The sequence below is a fragment of the Winogradskyella marincola genome (genome assembly GCF_029624125.1).
GTDB lineage: Bacteria > Bacteroidota > Bacteroidia > Flavobacteriales > Flavobacteriaceae > Winogradskyella > Winogradskyella marincola.
The window spans coordinates 150,455-168,682 of record NZ_JARSBN010000008.1; the positions used below are offsets into that span (position 1 = coordinate 150,455).

Annotated in this window: 16 protein-coding genes; 11 read left to right on the top strand and 5 right to left on the bottom strand. The window is 34.1% G+C overall.

Going from position 1 to position 18,228, the window contains the following annotated elements; translation table 11 throughout:
- Positions 1 to 14: 14 nt before the first annotated feature.
- A complete protein-coding gene (locus P7122_RS14025; protein WP_278006422.1) occupies positions 15 to 1,553 on the bottom strand; it encodes a helicase HerA-like domain-containing protein in 1,539 nt (512 codons plus the stop codon).
- Positions 1,554 to 1,693: 140 nt separating this feature from the next.
- Here P7122_RS14025 and P7122_RS14030 point away from each other — a divergent pair, with 140 nt between their 5' ends.
- Positions 1,694 to 2,326 (top strand): 7-carboxy-7-deazaguanine synthase QueE, encoded by a 633-nt coding sequence (locus P7122_RS14030; protein ID WP_278006423.1) that lies wholly within the window; start codon positions 1,694 to 1,696, stop codon positions 2,324 to 2,326.
- Positions 2,327 to 2,926, top strand: coding sequence for an HNH endonuclease (locus P7122_RS14035; protein ID WP_278006424.1), 600 nt, complete (start codon positions 2,327 to 2,329; stop codon positions 2,924 to 2,926).
- A gap of 67 nt (positions 2,927 to 2,993) precedes the next feature.
- On the opposite strand, the gene P7122_RS14040 is transcribed toward P7122_RS14035, so the two are convergent.
- Positions 2,994 to 3,542, bottom strand: coding sequence for a DUF2911 domain-containing protein (locus P7122_RS14040; protein ID WP_278006425.1), 549 nt, complete (start codon positions 3,540 to 3,542; stop codon positions 2,994 to 2,996).
- Positions 3,543 to 3,775: 233 nt separating this feature from the next.
- Here P7122_RS14040 and asnB point away from each other — a divergent pair, with 233 nt between their 5' ends.
- Both asnB and gyrB read left to right on the top strand, forming a co-directional pair.
- Complete coding sequence (asnB, locus tag P7122_RS14045; RefSeq protein ID WP_278006426.1) at positions 3,776 to 5,437, top strand: asparagine synthase B; 1,662 nt, start codon at positions 3,776 to 3,778, stop codon at positions 5,435 to 5,437.
- A gap of 332 nt (positions 5,438 to 5,769) precedes the next feature.
- Positions 5,770 to 7,707 carry a DNA topoisomerase (ATP-hydrolyzing) subunit B gene (gyrB, locus tag P7122_RS14050; RefSeq protein ID WP_278006427.1) on the top strand — a complete coding sequence of 646 codons (1,938 nt, stop codon included), beginning with the start codon at positions 5,770 to 5,772 and terminating at the stop codon, positions 7,705 to 7,707.
- Between the two features lie 69 nt (positions 7,708 to 7,776).
- Here the strand turns inward: gyrB and P7122_RS14055 are convergent, their stop codons facing one another.
- The 3 genes from P7122_RS14055 to P7122_RS14065 all read right to left on the bottom strand — a co-directional run bounded on the left by P7122_RS14055 (position 7,777) and on the right by P7122_RS14065 (position 10,311).
- The gene (locus tag P7122_RS14055; protein ID WP_278006428.1) at positions 7,777 to 8,370 is read right to left on the bottom strand and encodes a porin family protein; all 594 of its coding nucleotides are present in this window, start codon (positions 8,368 to 8,370) and stop codon (positions 7,777 to 7,779) included.
- Between the two features lie 24 nt (positions 8,371 to 8,394).
- Positions 8,395 to 9,177, bottom strand: coding sequence for a zinc metalloprotease (locus P7122_RS14060; RefSeq protein WP_278006429.1), 783 nt, complete (start codon positions 9,175 to 9,177; stop codon positions 8,395 to 8,397).
- A gap of 81 nt (positions 9,178 to 9,258) precedes the next feature.
- Positions 9,259 to 10,311, bottom strand: a complete 1,053-nt coding sequence (locus tag P7122_RS14065) for a hypothetical protein (protein ID WP_278006430.1) — start codon at positions 10,309 to 10,311, stop codon at positions 9,259 to 9,261.
- Positions 10,312 to 10,515: 204 nt separating this feature from the next.
- Between P7122_RS14065 and P7122_RS14070 the strand changes: the two genes are divergently transcribed.
- From P7122_RS14070 to P7122_RS14100, 7 genes are all read left to right on the top strand, one after another.
- Positions 10,516 to 11,037 (top strand): RNA polymerase sigma factor, encoded by a 522-nt coding sequence (locus P7122_RS14070; RefSeq protein ID WP_278006431.1) that lies wholly within the window; start codon positions 10,516 to 10,518, stop codon positions 11,035 to 11,037.
- 57 nt (positions 11,038 to 11,094) lie between these two features.
- Positions 11,095 to 12,021: a FecR family protein gene (locus P7122_RS14075; RefSeq protein WP_278006432.1), complete on the top strand. Its 927-nt coding sequence runs from the start codon at positions 11,095 to 11,097 to the stop codon at positions 12,019 to 12,021.
- Entirely contained in the window at positions 12,008 to 14,542 is a 2,535-nt protein-coding gene (locus P7122_RS14080) for a TonB-dependent receptor (protein WP_278006433.1), read from the top strand. The genes P7122_RS14075 and P7122_RS14080 overlap by 14 nt, the downstream gene beginning before the upstream one ends.
- Before the next feature lie 86 nt (positions 14,543 to 14,628).
- Complete coding sequence (locus tag P7122_RS14085) at positions 14,629 to 15,645, top strand: DUF6588 family protein (protein WP_278006434.1); 1,017 nt, start codon at positions 14,629 to 14,631, stop codon at positions 15,643 to 15,645.
- Between the two features lie 136 nt (positions 15,646 to 15,781).
- Entirely contained in the window at positions 15,782 to 16,708 is a 927-nt protein-coding gene (gene mdh, locus P7122_RS14090; RefSeq protein ID WP_278006435.1) for a malate dehydrogenase, read from the top strand.
- Positions 16,709 to 16,792: 84 nt separating this feature from the next.
- Positions 16,793 to 17,452, top strand: coding sequence for a DUF4412 domain-containing protein (locus P7122_RS14095; protein WP_278006436.1), 660 nt, complete (start codon positions 16,793 to 16,795; stop codon positions 17,450 to 17,452).
- A gap of 68 nt (positions 17,453 to 17,520) precedes the next feature.
- A complete protein-coding gene (locus P7122_RS14100; RefSeq protein WP_278006437.1) occupies positions 17,521 to 18,135 on the top strand; it encodes a hypothetical protein in 615 nt (204 codons plus the stop codon).
- Positions 18,136 to 18,228: the final 93 nt, after the last annotated feature.

Genomic DNA, 18,228 nt, shown 5'->3' on the forward strand with positions numbered 1-18,228 from the left:
AGATTTAGGGTTAGTTATTTTAGCATTTTGGTTAAAATTCCAAGTACACTTCTAATTACTGTTGGACTAGAGAGTACTTTTACAATTGGGTTTTGTCTTGTGCTTCGTCTTCTGCTAGAACTAGCTTTGCGTTTGCTTTCGGCTTTTTTTAGCGCCTCTTTTTCTTCTTCAGCTTTACGTTTTGCTTCTTCTGCTTCTGCTAGCTTTATTTTTTCGTTTAGCATTTCATATGCACTTTCTCTATCAATCTCTTTATTGTATTTTTTTGCTAATTGAGATTGTGAGAGTAAGCTGCTAAGTTCAGATTCGGTTAAGATATCCATGCGACTCATAGGAGCACGCATCATTGTAGCTGCCAGAGGAGTTGGTTTTCCTTTTTCGTCTAGAGCAGATACTAACGCTTCACCAATACCTAAAGAAGTTAGCACATCAGCAGTGTCATAATATTCTGTGTCTGGATAGTTTTGTGCCGTAAGTTTAATGGCTTTTCGGTCTTTTGCTGTAAAAGCACGTAAAGCATGTTGCACTTTTAAGCCTAGTTGTCCTAGCACAGCTTCAGGAACATCAGTAGGGTTTTGGGTTACAAAGTATAGACCAACACCTTTACTTCTTATAAGTTTTACGATACTTCCTATTTGGTTTAATAATGCGTCAGAAGCCTCATTAAAAATTAAATGCGCTTCATCTATAAACATTACAAGTTCTGGTCTTCCGCTATCTCCTTGCTCTGGGAATGTAGAATAAATTTCAGCTAATAGACTTAACATAAAAGTTGAAAACAACTTCGGTTTGTCTTGGATGTCTGTAAGCCTGATTATGTTTATATAACCACGTCCATTTTCGTCAATACGCAATAAATCTTGTGTGTCAAAAGAGGTTTCGCCGAAGAAGAGATCTCCGCCTTGTTGCTCAATTTCAATGATTTTTCTTAGAATAGCTCCTGTAGAAGCTGTTGAAATTCTACCATAAGCTTCCTGAAATTCTTCTTTACCTTCATTAGTAGCATATTGTAAAATCTTTTTGAAATCTTTAAGGTCTAGAAGCGGTAGTTTATTATCATCACAATACTTGAAAATTACAGAAATGATTCCGGCTTGTGTTTCGGTAACACCTAATATTCTTGAGATAAGAACAGGTCCAAACTCGCTAATGGTGGCTCTAAGTCTAACACCATCTTGCTCAGAGAGGGTTAAAATTTCTACAGGAAATGATTGAGGATCAAACGGAAGTCCTATTTTTTCATGACGTTCATCAATTTTGGCGTGTCCAGGACTTGGTTTTGCCAAGCCACTTAAATCTCCTTTAATGTCCATTAGTAAAACAGGAACACCTTTTTCAGAAAGATTTTCAGCCAACACCTGAAGCGTTTTTGTTTTTCCTGTTCCTGTGGCTCCGGCAATAAGACCGTGTCGGTTCATTGTTTTTAGAGGCACATTAACAAAAGCATTAGTTTTAGTTTCACCTTCTAACATTGCAGCACCTAGGGTAATGTAATCTCCCTTAAAAGTGTTGCCAGCATTGATGTCGTTGATGAATTTTTCAGAATTACTCATGGATCAGAAAATTTGCATAAAAATAGTGTAATTTTAATCAAGTATAAAATAGAAATAACCGCATGTATATTTGCTGCAATTGGCATTTTGCCCTTTGGTAATACACAAATAGTACAGACTTATTGGTATATTTGCGCACTATGACAAGACGAGAAAAACAACAATTGATAGATCAAGGGCATTTATTGCCTTTAATGGAAGAGTTTTATACTATTCAGGGAGAGGGTTTTCATAAAGGAACAGCAGCGTACTTTGTGAGAATTGGTGGTTGCGATGTTGGTTGTCATTGGTGCGATGTAAAAGAGAGTTGGTTGCCAGAATTGCATCCTGCAACTGAAACAACAAAAATTGTTGAAAACGCTGTAAAATACAGTGATATTATTGTTGTAACAGGAGGAGAACCGCTCACTTGGGACATGGGTCCACTTACAGAACAGTTAAAAGCCAAAGGAGTGCAAACGCACATAGAGACTTCTGGTGCCTATAAATTAACGGGTAAATGGGACTGGATTTGCTTATCTCCTAAGAAAGTAAAGCTACCAACCGAAGAAGTTTATAAAGAAGCAAACGAGCTTAAATGTATCATCTATAATAATGACGATTTCAAATTTGCTGAAGAACAAGCCGAAAAAGTAAATAAAAATTGTATATTATACCTGCAACCAGAATGGAGTAAGAGAGAGAAGATGATGCCAAAGATTGTAGATTATGTAATGGCTAATCCAAAGTGGAAGGTGTCATTGCAAACCCATAAATATTTGAATATCCCTTAAATGTTCTTTAACGAAATTAAAAATTACAGAGGTGAAATTTGGAAAACATTAGAATCCCCTAAGGAAGACAAGATTTCATCACAAGAAAAATTTTTTGTTTCAAACTATGGTAGAATTATTAAAGTTGAGGAGGAAAAACCAAGATTAATAGACCCTTATCTGTTAAATGGTTATCCTCATATTAAAATTAAAACCACTGAAACAAAAGTTTACAGAGGCTACAGTAAGTACAAATACAAAGGCTATTATGTACACAAACTTGTTGCCCAGTATTTTTTGGAAAATACTAAAGAAGGTATCTACGTTATCCACTTAGATTATGACAAGCTGAATAACAAAGCTAATAATCTAAAATGGGCTTCTAAGAGTGAAAAAGAAGCTCACCAATGGAAAAACCCTCATTTTATTAAAGCCAAGAAAAAACAGGAGCCGCCATCTGCTAAGCTCACAGAAAATAATGTGAGGTTAATTAAGAAAATGCTGAATGATCCTAACAGGCGAACACGACTAAAGATTATAGCAAAGCGTTTCGGAATTTCTACAACGCAACTCAACAGAATTAAATCTGGTGAAAATTGGGGACACATTCCTTCATTATAGAAACAAAAAAAGACTGTTTGTAAATAATCTTACAGACAGTCTTTTGTAGTTTTTTATGTAAAGAGTGTTACTTTTTCTCAAAAGGTACAGCAACTCTAACAGTGCCCCAACCTATGTGCATATCTGCACCTTTATCAGATTCTTCAAAGGCTATAGAAAAAGCTTCAAGAGATTCATCTCCTTCCGTTGTCGGTACAGTTATTCTGGCAACATCATTTTTTTCATCGTAAAAATAACTTCCCCAAACATTTAAATCTGTACTTATAATGATAGTCCATTCTTCCTTTCCAGGAATTGCATATACAGTGTATGTTCCTTTTTTAACGTCTTTTCCGTCTAATTTCATGTCAGTGTAGACTTGTAGTTCTGCAGCTTCATTAGCGCCAAGTCTCCATACTTTTTCAGGTTTTGCTAAATCATATACATCTCTGTCTTTTAGCTGAGGTCTGCTGTAAACTATTTTTATTTGTTTGTTAGACTCTTTGTAGTTGCTAGGAAAAGAAGCCGCGTCCATTGGGCTTTTATCTAATCCTGAAAATTTTTGAGCTTCAGCATTAAAAGATAGAAGTAATGCAAATGCAAAAGCAATGGTTGAAATTAATCGTGTTGTTTTCATGTTTTGGTTTTTAGTTGAAATAAAATTAGATTTTAATTGCTCTTACGGTCGAAAAGAAATCCTAAAGTTTACAGATTAAAAGTTAAATGTTAGAATTTGTATTGTTGAAGTTTTGTTTTTGTTTAAAAATGTATTTTTATATTTTATATTGAAATCAATATGTGTTTAAGTGTTTAATAAATGAAAGTTTAATTTCATATTTGTTTCATAATTAATAATGAAATAAAATAGTTATGTGCGGAATAGTATGTGCGTTTGATATAAAACAGAAATCAGAAGATTTAAGACCTCAGGTATTAGAAATGGCAAAGGCCATTCGTCATAGAGGACCAGATTGGAGTGGTGTTTACAGTGATGAAAAAGCAATTTTGGCTCACGAGCGATTAGCTATAGTAGATCCTGCTTCAGGAAAACAGCCATTGTTTAGTGAAGATAAAAAACTAATCTTGGCCGCAAATGGTGAGATATATAACCATAAAGTTTTAAGAGTTCAATTTCCAGATTACAAGTTTCAAACTGAAAGCGATTGTGAAGTAATTCTAGCTTTATATAAAGAAAAAGGAGTCGACTTTGTTGATGAAATGAACGGCATTTTTGGTTTTGCAATTTACGATGTAGATAAAGATGAGTATTTCATAGCGAGAGACCATATGGGAATTATACCATTATATATGGGTTGGGATCAACACGGAACATTCTATGTGGCTTCAGAATTAAAAGCTTTAGAAGGAGTTTGTACTAAGATTGAGTTATTTCCTCCAGGACACTACATGAGTGGCAAGGATGGAGAGTTAGTGCAGTGGTACAAACGCGATTGGGAAGATTTTGATGCTGTAAAAGATAACGAAACAAGCATTGCAGAAGTAAAACAAGCCTTAGAAGATGCAGTGCACAGACAGCTTATGAGTGATGTTCCTTATGGAGTATTGTTGTCTGGTGGATTAGATTCTTCTGTAACTTCTGCTATTGCAAAAAAATATTCGCAACGTCGTATAGAGGCAGATGATAAAGAGCAAGCTTGGTGGCCACAATTACATAGCTTTTCTGTAGGATTAGAAGGTTCTCCGGATTTGGCCGCTGCCAGAAAAGTAGCGGATCATATTGGTACAGTTCATCATGAAATTAAGTTTACCATCCAAGAAGGCTTAGATGCTATAAAAGATGTTATATATCAATTAGAAACCTACGATATTACAACCATTAGAGCGAGCACACCTATGTACTTAATGGCTAGAGTTATTAAGTCAATGGGAATAAAAATGGTACTATCTGGTGAAGGTGCTGACGAATTATTTGGTGGCTATTTGTACTTCCACAAAGCACCAAACGCGAGAGAATTTCATGAAGAAACTGTACGTAAATTAAGTAAGTTACACATGTACGATTGTTTAAGAGCTAACAAAAGTTTAGCAGCTTGGGGAATTGAAGGTCGTGTACCATTTTTAGATAAAGAGTTTATGGATGTTGCTATGCGCATTAACCCAGAAGATAAAATGATAAAAGACGGTAGAATTGAAAAATGGGTAGTACGCAAAGCATTTGAAGATATGTTGCCAGAAAGTGTAGCTTGGAGACAAAAAGAACAATTTAGTGATGGAGTAGGTTACAGCTGGATAGACACCTTAAAAGAACTGGTAAACGAGGAAGTAACAGACGAGCAAATGGCAAATGCACATTTCCGTTTCCCAATACAAACACCACAAAATAAAGAAGAGTATTATTACAGAACCATTTTTGAAGGGCATTTTCCAAGTGATACAGCAGCTTTAAGTGTGCCACAAGAGCCAAGCGTAGCGTGTAGTACAAAAATCGCGTTAGAGTGGGATGAAGCATTTAAAAATATGAATGACCCAAGTGGTAGAGCAGTTGCTAAAGTGCATGATGATGCGTATTAATTTATGTTAGTAAAAGTTTAGATTAAATCAGAAAGCTGACCGTTAAGGTTAGCTTTTTTTGATTTAAAAAAGGGTTAAAAAATCGGTTTTAAGACACTTTGATGAATTTTATATTTTTATTGAGTAATAAAAGCGCTGAAATCCAATTTAAGATGCTTTTTAGCTGTTTTAAGCTACTTTTGTCTTTTTAACAATTGTTAATAATTATTACTCAAAGTCAATAAAAAGCTATGTATTGGCTTTGATTTTTCTTATCTTTGAAAGTACTCAAAAGAGACGCAGTTAGCGTCTTTTTTGCTGTAAAATTAGAACTAAATCTTATTACATATAAAATGAGCGAAGAAAACAAAAAACAATATGGCGCAGACAGTATCCAGGCCTTAGAGGGCATGGAGCACGTGCGTATGCGTCCATCGATGTACATTGGTGATGTTGGTGTAAGAGGTTTACATCACTTGGTATATGAGGTTGTAGACAACTCTATTGATGAAGCTTTAGCAGGACATTGCGATAATATCACAGTAACTATAAACGAGGATAATTCCATAACTACAGAAGATGATGGTCGTGGTATCCCAGTTGGTCTTCATAAAAAAGAAGGTGTTTCTGCATTAGAGGTTGTAATGACCAAAATTGGTGCTGGTGGTAAGTTCGATAAGGATTCTTATAAGGTTTCTGGTGGTCTTCATGGTGTTGGTGTAAGTTGTGTTAACGCACTTTCTGAGCATTTAAAAGCTACAGTTTACAGAGAAGGTAAAGTATGGGAGCAAGAGTATGAGCGTGGTAAAACTTTATATCCTGTAAAAACTGTTGGAGATACAGATAAGACAGGTACTATTGTAACCTTTAAGCCAGATCCGCAAATCTTCCAGCAAACATTAGAATATAACTACGACACGTTAGCGAGTCGTATGCGTGAGTTGGCATACCTTAACAGAGGTATTACAGTTCATTTAGTAGATAAGCGTCACAAAAAAGAAGACGGTTCTTATGAAGGTGAAACTTTCCATTCTGAAGAAGGACTTTCAGAATTTGTTAAGTTTTTAGACGGCAACAGAGAGCCATTAATGAAAGATGTTATTTCATTTGAAGGTGAAAAAAATGGTGTTCCTGTTGAAGTTGCTATGGTGTATAATACTTCTTATGCAGAGAATTTACACTCTTATGTAAACAATATTAATACGCACGAAGGTGGTACACACCTTTCTGGTTTCCGTCGTGGACTAACGCATACGCTTAAGAAATATGCAGATGGTTCTGGAATGTTAGACAAATTGAAGTTTGATATTTCTGGTGATGATTTCCGTGAAGGTTTAACAGCTATTGTTTCTGTAAAAGTAGCAGAACCTCAGTTTGAAGGTCAGACCAAAACTAAACTTGGTAACCGTGAAGTTTCTGCATCAGTTTCTCAGGCGGTTTCAGAAATGTTAACCGATTACTTAGAAGAGCATCCAGAAGATGCAAAGACGATTGTACAAAAGGTAATCTTGGCAGCACAAGCACGTCACGCAGCACAAAAAGCACGTGAAATGGTACAGCGTAAAACGGTAATGAGTATTGGTGGTTTACCAGGAAAATTATCTGACTGTTCTGAGCAAGACCCAGCGCAATGTGAAGTATTCCTTGTAGAGGGTGATTCTGCAGGTGGTACTGCTAAGCAAGGTAGAGACAGAGCATTTCAAGCAATTTTACCATTAAGAGGTAAGATTCTTAATGTTGAAAAAGCAATGCAGCACAAGGTGTTTGAAAATGAAGAAATCAAAAATATTTTCACAGCACTAGGTGTAACTATTGGTACAGAAGAAGATCCAAGAGCATTAAATCTTACAAAATTAAGATACCATAAAGTAGTAATTATGTGTGATGCCGATATTGATGGTAGCCACATTGCAACACTAATCTTAACGTTCTTCTTTAGATACATGAGAGAACTTATAGAAAATGGATTTGTATACATTGCAACACCACCTTTATACTTAGTAAAGAAAGGTGCTAAAAAGCAATATGCATGGTCAGATAAAGATCGTGATGCTATCATTTCAGATTTTGGTGATGGTTCTAAAATACAACGTTATAAGGGTCTTGGTGAAATGAATGCTGAGCAACTTTGGGATACTACAATGAATCCAGAGTTTAGAACGTTACGTCAGGTTAATATCGATAACGGTAGTGAAGCAGATCGTATTTTCTCTATGCTAATGGGAGACGAAGTGCCACCTCGTAGAGAGTTTATTGAGAAGAATGCTATTTATGCAAATATCGATGCATAATTAGTAACTGTATATAAAAAGAAAACCGCATAAGTGATTATGCGGTTTTTTTATGCTTTAATATGTCTGTTAGAAATCGAAGCCAACAGAAAATTGCCATACTCTGTTTTTAGGATTTCCTTCTTCATAAATATCACCTAATCCAAGATGGTATCTTACACCTAAGCTAATGCCAGAATTGGTTTTAAAACCACCACCAAAATTAACTCCCCAATCAAAACTATTAGGTTCAAATTCTTGTGATGTATCAAAAAGGTCAAAATTACTATCAAACTCTTCTTCGTGAGAAATGGCTAAACCTATTTGGGGACCAACTTCTAAGAAAAAATTATTATCTGGATACATTTTAAACATTAATGGTACATTGATGTAGTCTAGCTTTTGGGTAAATGTACCTCCATTGCTTTCAATCTCGTAACCTTGTTGTGAATATAAAAGCTCTACTTGTAAAGCTATGCTTTCTGTAAAAAATGACTCGCCATAGAAACCAACATGAAAGCTATGACGTTGACCAGTTTCACTATCTTCATCAAAACTTACAGCAGCTAAATTGTAACCACCTTTAATTCCGAAGTTTGAAGTTTTTGTTGTTGTGTCATCTTGAGCACTTAAATTGAAGAGTGCACAAAATAGCATCGAAAGTGTTAAGATTTTAGTTTTCATTTTTAAAATATATTTGAGTTTATATTATTTGCCTCCATTAGCTTGAAGGTCTGCAATGCATTGGCTGTCGAGTTCTGGTGCAGAGGTCATATTTAGCATATTGTCTACACCTTGAGAAGATTCTGTTGCCCAAAACATTAAGCAGTCTTCGTTGTTACAGTGCTTAGGGTGTTCGGTATCTTCATGATTTGTTACCATTTCTGTACCGAGATTTGTAAGGCCAAATATATGACCAAACTCATGAGTAATCACTGTGGTTTCTAATAGTGTTCTGTTAGGTTCAAAAGTACTATTGCTATAGTCTTGTATGGTTTCTTCAAAAATTACAAAAGAGGTGTTCCAGTATGCGGAGCCTAGCACAACATTACCATTAGCGTTATTTTCAGATTCACCATCTATAAATAAAGCCCAAACAGCAATGGTGTTATTGGTGTTGTAATATTGACGTTCTGCAATTTCTATATCAGCAATCTCTTGTATGGAGTAGCTTGTGTTTCCTGGAGAAGGAATGGCACGTTTTTCAATTGTAATACCATTAGGTTTGTATGTTCTGTTTTCTAGAAATGAAACAAAATTAGTCACAGTTTCCTCTGTAGGTTCTAATCCTTCTACATATACTATTTCAACAATCATTTTGTCAAAAATAGTAGCGGATAATAGATCGTTTGCCGAACTACCAACGGTTTGTCTGTTGAGGTTTTCGTTTATGCCGTTGTTTTCATCGCCATTATTAGAGTCTGAATCTTCAGTTGTACAGCTTGTTATGAACAACAGAAACAAAAAGAGGTATGTGATTTTAAGTCTCATGATAAAATGTTTTGTTAAAAAGCAGCTGTCTAAAAAAACAGCTGCTTTTACCTTAACCTACGTAACTAATGCCCTTTTGGTTTAGATTTGGGATAAAACCACGGTTATGGCAGCATTAGTTGTGCTTTGTAGAGAAATAGAATTTTCAGAATAACTTGTTACTTCCCACGTTTGATTAAGTAATTCGAAAGTTGTATTTCCTGTAAAGGTTAAGCTTAAGTATACATCAATGTCTGACGTTACTTGGTACACGCCTTCAACATCGGCAATTGTAGTGTTTACAACATTTTGCGCTGTACAAGTTAAGTCGTTAGCAAAATCTATAGTGTAATCTGCAAACTCAGCTACAGCATTTCCAGCAGCATCTACATAGCTTTCAATAACAAAAGTACCTTCAACTAGTATTTCTTCAACATCTTCGGCATCATCTTCAGCATCGTCTTCCATGTCATCAAAATCTAAACACTCATCAATGTAATTTTCCAGATCAGCATCGCTTGTAATTTCTACAGTATTACCATTGCTTAATGTTGCTGTTATTGGGTAGTTTACAGAAAAATAAGCGTCATCATCAAAATTATCCATATAGTTGTATAATTGTTGCTCAGACTCAATTACAACACTACCACTTTGCTCTAAGTTGGCATCATAAGTTAAGATTGTAATAGGGAAATCTATTTCTAAACAGTTTATAGCATCTTCAAAATTATCTTCTGCATCATCGCAAGCATCTTCTAGTGCGTCTAATTCTGCTTCGTTATTAATTACAACTTGCGTATAATTGCTTAACTGTACAGTGATAGGGAATTGAAATTGAACCGAATCGTCATCGTCTGTAAATTCTCCAATGATGTCTAGCACCAATTCGTAATCAGATTCTGAAACTAAAGTAATCTCGGTATTATCTACAATAACAGTTACAGGAAATAAAACAGAAGAACAAGAAACATCGTCTAAGAAATCATCAAAACTACCATCATACATAGCAGATCTTTCTAAGTTTTGAGCAGTTGGTGATGTTGCTGAGTTTGTGTTTGGGTTGTTTCCGTTTTCGTCATCTATTTCATCTTGACAAGAGGTTAAGCTTAAGATTGAAATAAATAAAAGTGCTGATAAGAATTTTAAATTTTTCATAATATTGATTTTTGGGTTTTGTGTTCTTAAATTAATTATTGCGATTTTTTTCGCTTTCTGTATTTAAGACGTTTAGGATTTAATTTACCCTATGGTTTTTTTGAAATTTTTTTAAAATAAATTTTAATATTCTGAAAATCAGTGTTTTTAATGTGTGATTTTTTTATTCCTATTTTTGCATTTACAACTATTGATTAATCATTAATGGCAAATAAACACCCAAATCTTTGTGAAGAAGAACACTTCAATGCTTTTTATCTTGAGCATATAAAAGCTGTGAATAATTTTGCGTTTTATAAGTCTGGAGACAAGTCAGTTGCGTTAGATTTGGTACAAGATGCCTTTTCTAAGATATGGGAAAATTGCTCTAGTGTAGACTATACTAAGGCCAAAACTTACTTATTTACAACTGTAAATAATTTGTTTTTAAATATAGTAAGACATCAGAAAGTAGTATTGACTTACGCTAAAGCTTCGCCATATTTAGATAAGACTAACCAAACTCCAGAATATTTACTCGAAGAAGAAGAATTTAAAAATAAGTTGCAAGCTGTAATAGCCGATTTAAGTGAGGAGCAGCGCGAAGTATTTTTACTCAACCGAATCGAAGATAAAAAGTATAGAGAAATTGCAGAATTACTTGGTGTGTCTCAAAAAACAGTAGAAAAACGAATGTCTGCAGCACTCAAGATTTTAAGAGAAAAACTAAATAATAAAACAATTTAGAAACTTAGTATAGGGTAAAATAGCACTAAAGTGTCTTAAAGTAGAATAGCATTAAAAATGAATAAAGATAATGACATATTAAAATGGTTTAATGGTGAAATTTCTACCGAAGAAATAAAAGCCATGTATCCTAATGAGGATTTTTCTGCATTAGAAAAGGCTGGTTTTTATTCAAAACAAATAGAAACACCATATATCGATGCTAATAAGGCATTGGCAGATTTTAAAACCAGATCTTTAAATAAAACCAAAAAAGAGACCTCTAAGGTTGTACCACTTAATTATAAGATGTTATTGCGTGTTGCTGCTATTGTAGTACTTATGTTAACGTGTTCTTATTTTATCTTTTTTAATACAGAAGCTTCATATAAAACAGGCGTTGCGGAGACAACTACGCTTAATTTACCAGATGATTCTGAGGTTGTTCTTAATGCAAAATCACAGTTAACCTATAATAAAAAGGAATGGGACAATCAGCGTTTGTTAACCTTAGATGGCGAGGCTTATTTTAAAGTTACCAAAGGCAAAAAATTCACTGTAAATACAGATGCAGGATCTGTTGAGGTACTGGGAACACAGTTTAATGTAAAAGAGCGCAGTAACTTTTTTGAAGTAAAGTGTTATGAAGGTTCGGTTGCTGTAACTTATGATAATGAAACTACGGTTTTAGCACCAGGAAAAAGTGTGAGAGTTGTAAGTGGTAAGATGATTAAGATAGACGATTTTACATCGCAAAATCCGTCTTGGATTAATGAAGAGTCTAGCTTTAATAATGTACCGTTATGGCAAGTTATAGAAGACTTGCAACTGCAATACAATATTAAAATTAAGATAGTAGATGGTGTTGATACATCTCAATTATTTTCGGGAAGTTTTACCCACAAAGACAAAAATATTGCCTTAAAAGCTGTAACTATACCATTAAAACTTAGCTATAAAATAAATGGTAATGACGTAGAGTTTTATAATTATGGAGCTAACTAAGCGTCTTCTATGTATTGTAATAACGCTATTTTCTTTGCAAAGTCAGGCACAAGAAAAGATACCACTTTTGCAATTAATTTCTGAAATTGAAACCAAGCACGAGGTTAAATTTTCGTATTCTGCTGTAGATGTAAAATCAGTTACTGTTGAGCAACCACAATCTTCCTCAACTCTAAAAACAGTTATTGAGAAACTAAACAGCTCCACCTTACTTAATTTTAAGTTTTTAACCGATAGATATATTACTATTTCTACGATTGATAAAACGATTTCTGTTTGTGGAATATTGAAAATTGATGCCAATACATCGCTTTACGGAGCCTCAATTGTTGTCAATAATACATTAAATGGTGCTGTATCCAATAATGAAGGAGAATTTAAGTTAACAGATGTGCCAGTTGGTGCTGAGGTTGTAATTTCCTATTTAGGGTACAATACAGAAAGGATTAAAGCCACAGATTTGTGGGAATATAAAGGTTGCAAAACAATAGTGTTAGAAGAAAAGTTAGAGCAACTCAATCAGGTTTTAATTACAAAGTTTTTAACTACAGGATTACAAAAGCGTTTAGATGGCAGTACGCAATTAAATTCTGAAACTTTTGGTGTGTTACCAGGTTTAATAGAGCCAGATATTTTGCAAACTATTCAGGTTTTGCCAGGTGTAGAAAGTGTAAATGAAAGTATTGCCAATCTTAATGTAAGAGGTGGTACAAATGACCAAAACCTCATGCTTTGGGATGGAATTAAAATGTATCATTCCGGTCATTTTTTTGGCTTAATATCGGCTTATAATCCTTATCTCACAGATAAGACCATTGTGTCTAAAAACGGAACATCGAGTGAGTATAGTGATGGTGTGTCTAGTACTATAGATATGCGAACTAAGAATACCATAAATGATGATTTTTCAGGAGGATTTGGTGCAAATCTTTTGCATGCAGATGCTTATTTAAAAGTACCAATTAGTAAGAAACTGGCATTTCATTTTTCAGGCAGAAGATCCTTTACAGATGTGTTGGCTTCTCCAACGTACGATAATTATTTTGAGCGTAGTTTTCAGGATAGTGATATTAATACCAGTACAGAGTCAGATGCTACAGGTAACCAGTCTTCAGACTTCTCGTTTTACGATTTTTCAGCCAAAGTATTATTCGATTTAAATGATAACCATAAGTTTAGAGCAAACGTTATTGGCATTAATAATAATTTAGATTATGCTGAATCTAACACCAACAATACAAGCGAAACAGTTTCAAAATCTAGTAATCTTACACAAGAAAATTTAGGCTTTGGCGGACAATGGAATGCTGTTTGGAACGATCGGTTTTCAACACAATTAAGTGGTTATTATTCAAAATATACTGTTGAAGCAACAGATGCAAGAGTTGAAACTAATCAGGAAGTAAAGCAGTCTAATGAGGTTTTAGAATCAGGTTTTAAAATAAAATCTAATTTAAAAATTAATGACAGCTTTAATCTATTTACAGGTTATCAATTTACCGAAGTTGGTATCTTAAATGCTACAGATGTAATTAACCCAAATTACAACCGAACTAAAAAAGATGTATTGCTTAATCATGCTTTGTTTGCCGAGGCTGAATTTAGTAACAAAAAAACCTATGCAAGAGTAGGTGTAAGAGGTAATTATTTTCAGAAGTTTAGTAAGCTTATTATTGAACCACGATTGAATGTAAGACACAAGCTTTTCAATAACCTTGCTCTTAAACTTCAGGGAGAATTTAAAAATCAATCAGCAACACAGATTATTGATTTTCAAGATGATTTTTTAGGAGTAGAAAACCGTCGTTGGATATTGGCAAATGAGGAAACTATTCCAATTTCAGAAAGTAAACAAGGGTCGTTTGGTTTAGAATTCAGTAAAAATAATTTTTTAATTGATGTTGAAGGGTTCTACAAAAACGTACAAGGTATAACAGTTTCTAATCAAGGGTTTTATAATAATTTTCAGTTTTTAAATGCTATAGGCAGTTATAATGTTAGAGGTGTTGAGGTCTTGGCAAGCAAAACCGCACAGCGTTTTAGTACGTGGTTTAGTTATACATATAGTATAAATGATTATGAATTTAATACGCTAACACCTTCGGTTTTTCCTAATAATGTAGATGTAAGACATTCGTTTGGTTTGGGACTCAACTGTACTATTTTATCTAATCTAGAAATGTCTGTTGGTGGCATTTGGCGATCAGGACAGCCGTTTACAAAACCTGTTGAAGGTAACGAAACTGTGCAAGACGGTAATAATACGTTTGTTAATTATGATACACCAAATAGTGAAAATTTAGATCATTTTATGCGTTTAGATGCATCATTAAAATATAGTTTCACTATTTCTAATAATGTCAAAGCTTTACTGCGATTTGGAGTTATTAATGCCTTAGACAGAAAAAACAGTATAAATACCTACTTTAAAGTAGATCCTAATGACTCTAATAAAGCCATTAAAGTAGAAAATAAGTCTTTAGGATTAACACCAAATCTAAGTTTTAGATGTCTTTTTTAATCCGATAAAAAACATAAAATAACGATAAAATGCATTTTTTGTCGTTATTTTAATATATTTGTCTCAATATTATAAACTTAACCATAATGAAGAAATTAATTCTATTCACAGTATTTTGTAGTTCGTTTTTAGTTTCAAAAGCTCAGAATGATATAGACGTATTGCTGTCTGCAGGTGTAGATGATGCACAACGTTTTGCAAATGATTATTTAGCACCAGGAACCAATGGTGTAATGCATAGTATGAATGCCAATTGGTTTAATTCTGCTAAAGTAAAACCATTAGGAGGTTTTGAGATTTCTTTGGTTGCAAATGCCTCTTTGGTAGGTGATGACGATAAGGTTTTTAGTATGAATACTGCAGACTATAATAACGTTCAGTTTGTGTCTGGTCCAAGTACTCAGAATGTTGCTACAGTTTTAGGTGAAAATGACCCTTCAATTTTTGTTGAAGTAGAATATGATGATCCTATTTTTGGTTCTCAGACTGCAGAATTTGAGTTGCCACAAGGTATTGGTGATGAAAGCTACAATTTAATTCCGTCTGGTACACTGCAAGCAGCAGTAGGATTAGGCAGTGGAATTGAGGTTAAAGCGCGCTATTTTCCTAAATACGAAAATGATGATGTTGCTCTAAATATGTATGGAGCAGGCTTACAGTTTGAGTTTACCGAGTGGTTACCAGCAGATAAGTTATGGCCTGTTGCATTATCTGGATTAGTCGCTTACACACATTTAGACGGATCTTATGATCTTACAGAATCTTCAGGTATTGATGGCGAAAATCAAAGATTAGAGAATAACACAAATACCTGGTTGTTTCAATTAGCGGTTTCTACAAAGTTGCCTGTTTTTAACCTTTACGGAGGTTTGGGTTACATCTCAGGTAAAGCAGAATCAGATTTGTTAGGAGACTATGTAGTTACAAACGGTATAGTTTCTTCAGACACAATTACAGATCCATTTTCGGTGTCAAGTGATGTTTCTGCTGTAAGAGGTACTGTAGGTTTTAAATTAAAATTAGGATTCTTCAGACTTAATGGAGAATATCATATATCAGAGTTTGATGCATTCTCAGTAGGTGTAAATTTTGGATTCAGATAATAATGAATTAAATCTATAATTAAAAGCAGCTTTAAAAGCTGCTTTTTTATTATAGATAGATGATATAAATCATGGGATTTAGATTGTAAAACCTTAAATTTGTGTCAAATTTTAACGATCTAAAACATAAAATAAAATGAAAGTAACCGTAGTTGGCGCTGGTGCAGTTGGCGCAAGTTGTGCAGAGTACATCGCTATTAAAAATTTTGCTTCAGAAGTTGTATTATTAGACATCAAAGAAGGCTATGCAGAAGGTAAAGCAATGGACTTAATGCAAACCGCTTCTTTAAATGGTTTTGATACAAAGATTACAGGAAGTACAAACGATTATTCAAAAACTGCAAATAGTGATATTTGTGTTATTACTTCTGGTATTCCTCGTAAGCCAGGTATGACTCGCGAAGAGTTAATAGGTATTAACGCTGGTATTGTAAAAACAGTTTCTGCCAACTTAGTAGAGCATTCGCCAAATACAATTTTAATTGTAGTGAGTAACCCAATGGATACAATGACGTACCTAGCTCACAAAACTACAGGTTTACCAAAACATAGAATTATAGGAATGGGTGGAGCTTTAGATTCTGCACGTTTTAAGTACAGATTAGCTGAAGCTTTAGAAGCTCCAATTAGCGATGTAGATGGTATGGTAATTGGTGGTCATAGCGATAAAGGTATGGTGCCATTAACATCTCATGCCACAAGAAACAGTATTAAAGTTTCTGAGTTTTTATCAGAAGAGCGTTTAGACCAAGTAAAAGAAGATACTAAAGTAGGTGGAGCAACCTTAACAAAATTATTAGGAACTTCTGCATGGTATGCGCCAGGTGCTGCTGTAAGCGGATTGGTACAGGCAATTGCTTGCGATCAAAAGAAGATATTCCCTTGTTCTACATTATTAGATGGAGAGTACGGATTAAGTGATCTTTGTATTGGTGTACCAGTGATATTAGGAAGAAGCGGTATCGAAAAAATCGTAGATGTACCATTAAGTGATGCAGAAAAACAACATTTAGCAGAAAGTGCAGAAGGAGTTAAGAAGACAAACGGTCTTTTAGAACTTTAAGAAAGTGCTTTTTAAATAAGAAATAACCTTGCTGGCATATTTGTTGGTAAGGTTTTTTTGTATATTCAATAAAACTTTAAAAAAATGAAAAAAATACTAATGCTAGTGGTACTGTTTACGTTAAGTCTTACAGTAACAGCTCAAGAAAAAATTACAGAAGGAGTTATTACTTTAAAACAGAACTATAGCTCTAACGACGAAGCTACTCAAGCCCAACTAGCTATGATGGGCGAAATGATAACAACAACCTTCTTCAAAGGAAAAAAATCGAGAGTAGAGGTCTCTAATCCTATGTCTGGCGATATTACAATTATAACAGACTCTGAGAGTATGGAAAGTCTTACTTTAATGGACAATCCAATGATTGGTAAGAAGTATCAAAAGCAAACTATCGAAGTGCCAAAAGATGAGTCAGACAATTTTAAAGTAGTAGATGGTACAGAAACCAAAACCATACTTGGATATGAGTGTAAACAAAAACACTTAACCATAAAAGAAGGTGGTAGCGAGATTAAAATGGTAATGTATGTAACCGATAAAATAGCTCCAGTATTAAGTCAGCAAAATGCTCAGTTTGGAGATAAACTTGGTGGTTTTCCTTTGTACACAGAAATGAGTATGACTCAAGGAGAAGCAGAGTTTACAATTGTTTCTGAAGTTACCGAAGTTAAAAGTGAAAAAGTAGCTGATTCTAAATTTAGCCTAACACCTCCAGAAGGTTATTCCAAGATGGAAGGTATGTAAAATTAAATCTCATACTATAAAATAAAGACTGCAGAAATGCGGTCTTTATTTTTTGTTATATTTGCCAAATGCGCACCAAATTACATTTTGGTATTATAATAGTTCTATTGGCCTTTTTAGGAAGGTTTATAGACACTCCTGCTACTCCCAATCAAGAGATAACTATACAATTTTCTGATGCTAATGTTTCAGAAATTGAAGCGGAAAACACACTCAGAGATATCCAACAAAAACTACAAAAAATAGGTGCACAAAACCTTTTAGTAGTAAAAGATGATTCTGGGAATTTTAAAATAGCATATTACAGCGTTACAGATGCACAAAGTATTGAGCAAATATTAACCGATAGTAACGAATTTAGTTTTTTATTAGGTGTTGATACCAACAACTCTAAAAAAAACTCTGACAAGGATACTCTAAAAGATTACAAGCTTAATGTATCGGAAATTCAAAAGAAAGATCAAAAAAATGATTGGGATTTTGATAGAGTACAAATTGTAGAGCATAATCAGAAAAGCGACAGGTTTAACAACTTAGAGAAGGATGTTTCTGGTTATTTACACCAATCAGATGTGATGCATCAATTGGTAAAAACAGCCTTCAGAATTAATTCTGGTATCTTCTTCTTAGAAGGTAAAAAAGCATACCAATTTCCAGAAGTAAGAGCAGGACCTATTGTTTAAGGAATTTCATTAAAAAGGTTCCTAACTTTCCATTTAACTTTTGAATCAATCAAAAGACAAAAAATAATTTATAACATAAAAAATCAATTGTCT

Coding starts and splice junctions, on each gene's coding strand:
- P7122_RS14085 (WP_278006434.1), top strand. CDS start 14,629: ATGAAGAAATTAATTCTATTCACAGTATTTTGTAGTTCGTTTTTAGTT.
- P7122_RS14100 (WP_278006437.1), top strand. CDS start 17,521: ATGCGCACCAAATTACATTTTGGTATTATAATAGTTCTATTGGCCTTT.
- P7122_RS14075 (WP_278006432.1), top strand. CDS start 11,095: ATGAATAAAGATAATGACATATTAAAATGGTTTAATGGTGAAATTTCT.
- gyrB (WP_278006427.1), top strand. CDS start 5,770: ATGAGCGAAGAAAACAAAAAACAATATGGCGCAGACAGTATCCAGGCC.
- P7122_RS14060 (WP_278006429.1), bottom strand. CDS start 9,177: ATGAGACTTAAAATCACATACCTCTTTTTGTTTCTGTTGTTCATAACA.
- mdh (WP_278006435.1), top strand. CDS start 15,782: ATGAAAGTAACCGTAGTTGGCGCTGGTGCAGTTGGCGCAAGTTGTGCA.
- P7122_RS14070 (WP_278006431.1), top strand. CDS start 10,516: ATGGCAAATAAACACCCAAATCTTTGTGAAGAAGAACACTTCAATGCT.
- P7122_RS14030 (WP_278006423.1), top strand. CDS start 1,694: ATGACAAGACGAGAAAAACAACAATTGATAGATCAAGGGCATTTATTG.
- P7122_RS14095 (WP_278006436.1), top strand. CDS start 16,793: ATGAAAAAAATACTAATGCTAGTGGTACTGTTTACGTTAAGTCTTACA.
- P7122_RS14080 (WP_278006433.1), top strand. CDS start 12,008: ATGGAGCTAACTAAGCGTCTTCTATGTATTGTAATAACGCTATTTTCT.
- P7122_RS14065 (WP_278006430.1), bottom strand. CDS start 10,311: ATGAAAAATTTAAAATTCTTATCAGCACTTTTATTTATTTCAATCTTA.
- P7122_RS14025 (WP_278006422.1), bottom strand. CDS start 1,553: ATGAGTAATTCTGAAAAATTCATCAACGACATCAATGCTGGCAACACT.
- asnB (WP_278006426.1), top strand. CDS start 3,776: ATGTGCGGAATAGTATGTGCGTTTGATATAAAACAGAAATCAGAAGAT.
- P7122_RS14055 (WP_278006428.1), bottom strand. CDS start 8,370: ATGAAAACTAAAATCTTAACACTTTCGATGCTATTTTGTGCACTCTTC.
- P7122_RS14035 (WP_278006424.1), top strand. CDS start 2,327: ATGTTCTTTAACGAAATTAAAAATTACAGAGGTGAAATTTGGAAAACA.
- P7122_RS14040 (WP_278006425.1), bottom strand. CDS start 3,542: ATGAAAACAACACGATTAATTTCAACCATTGCTTTTGCATTTGCATTA.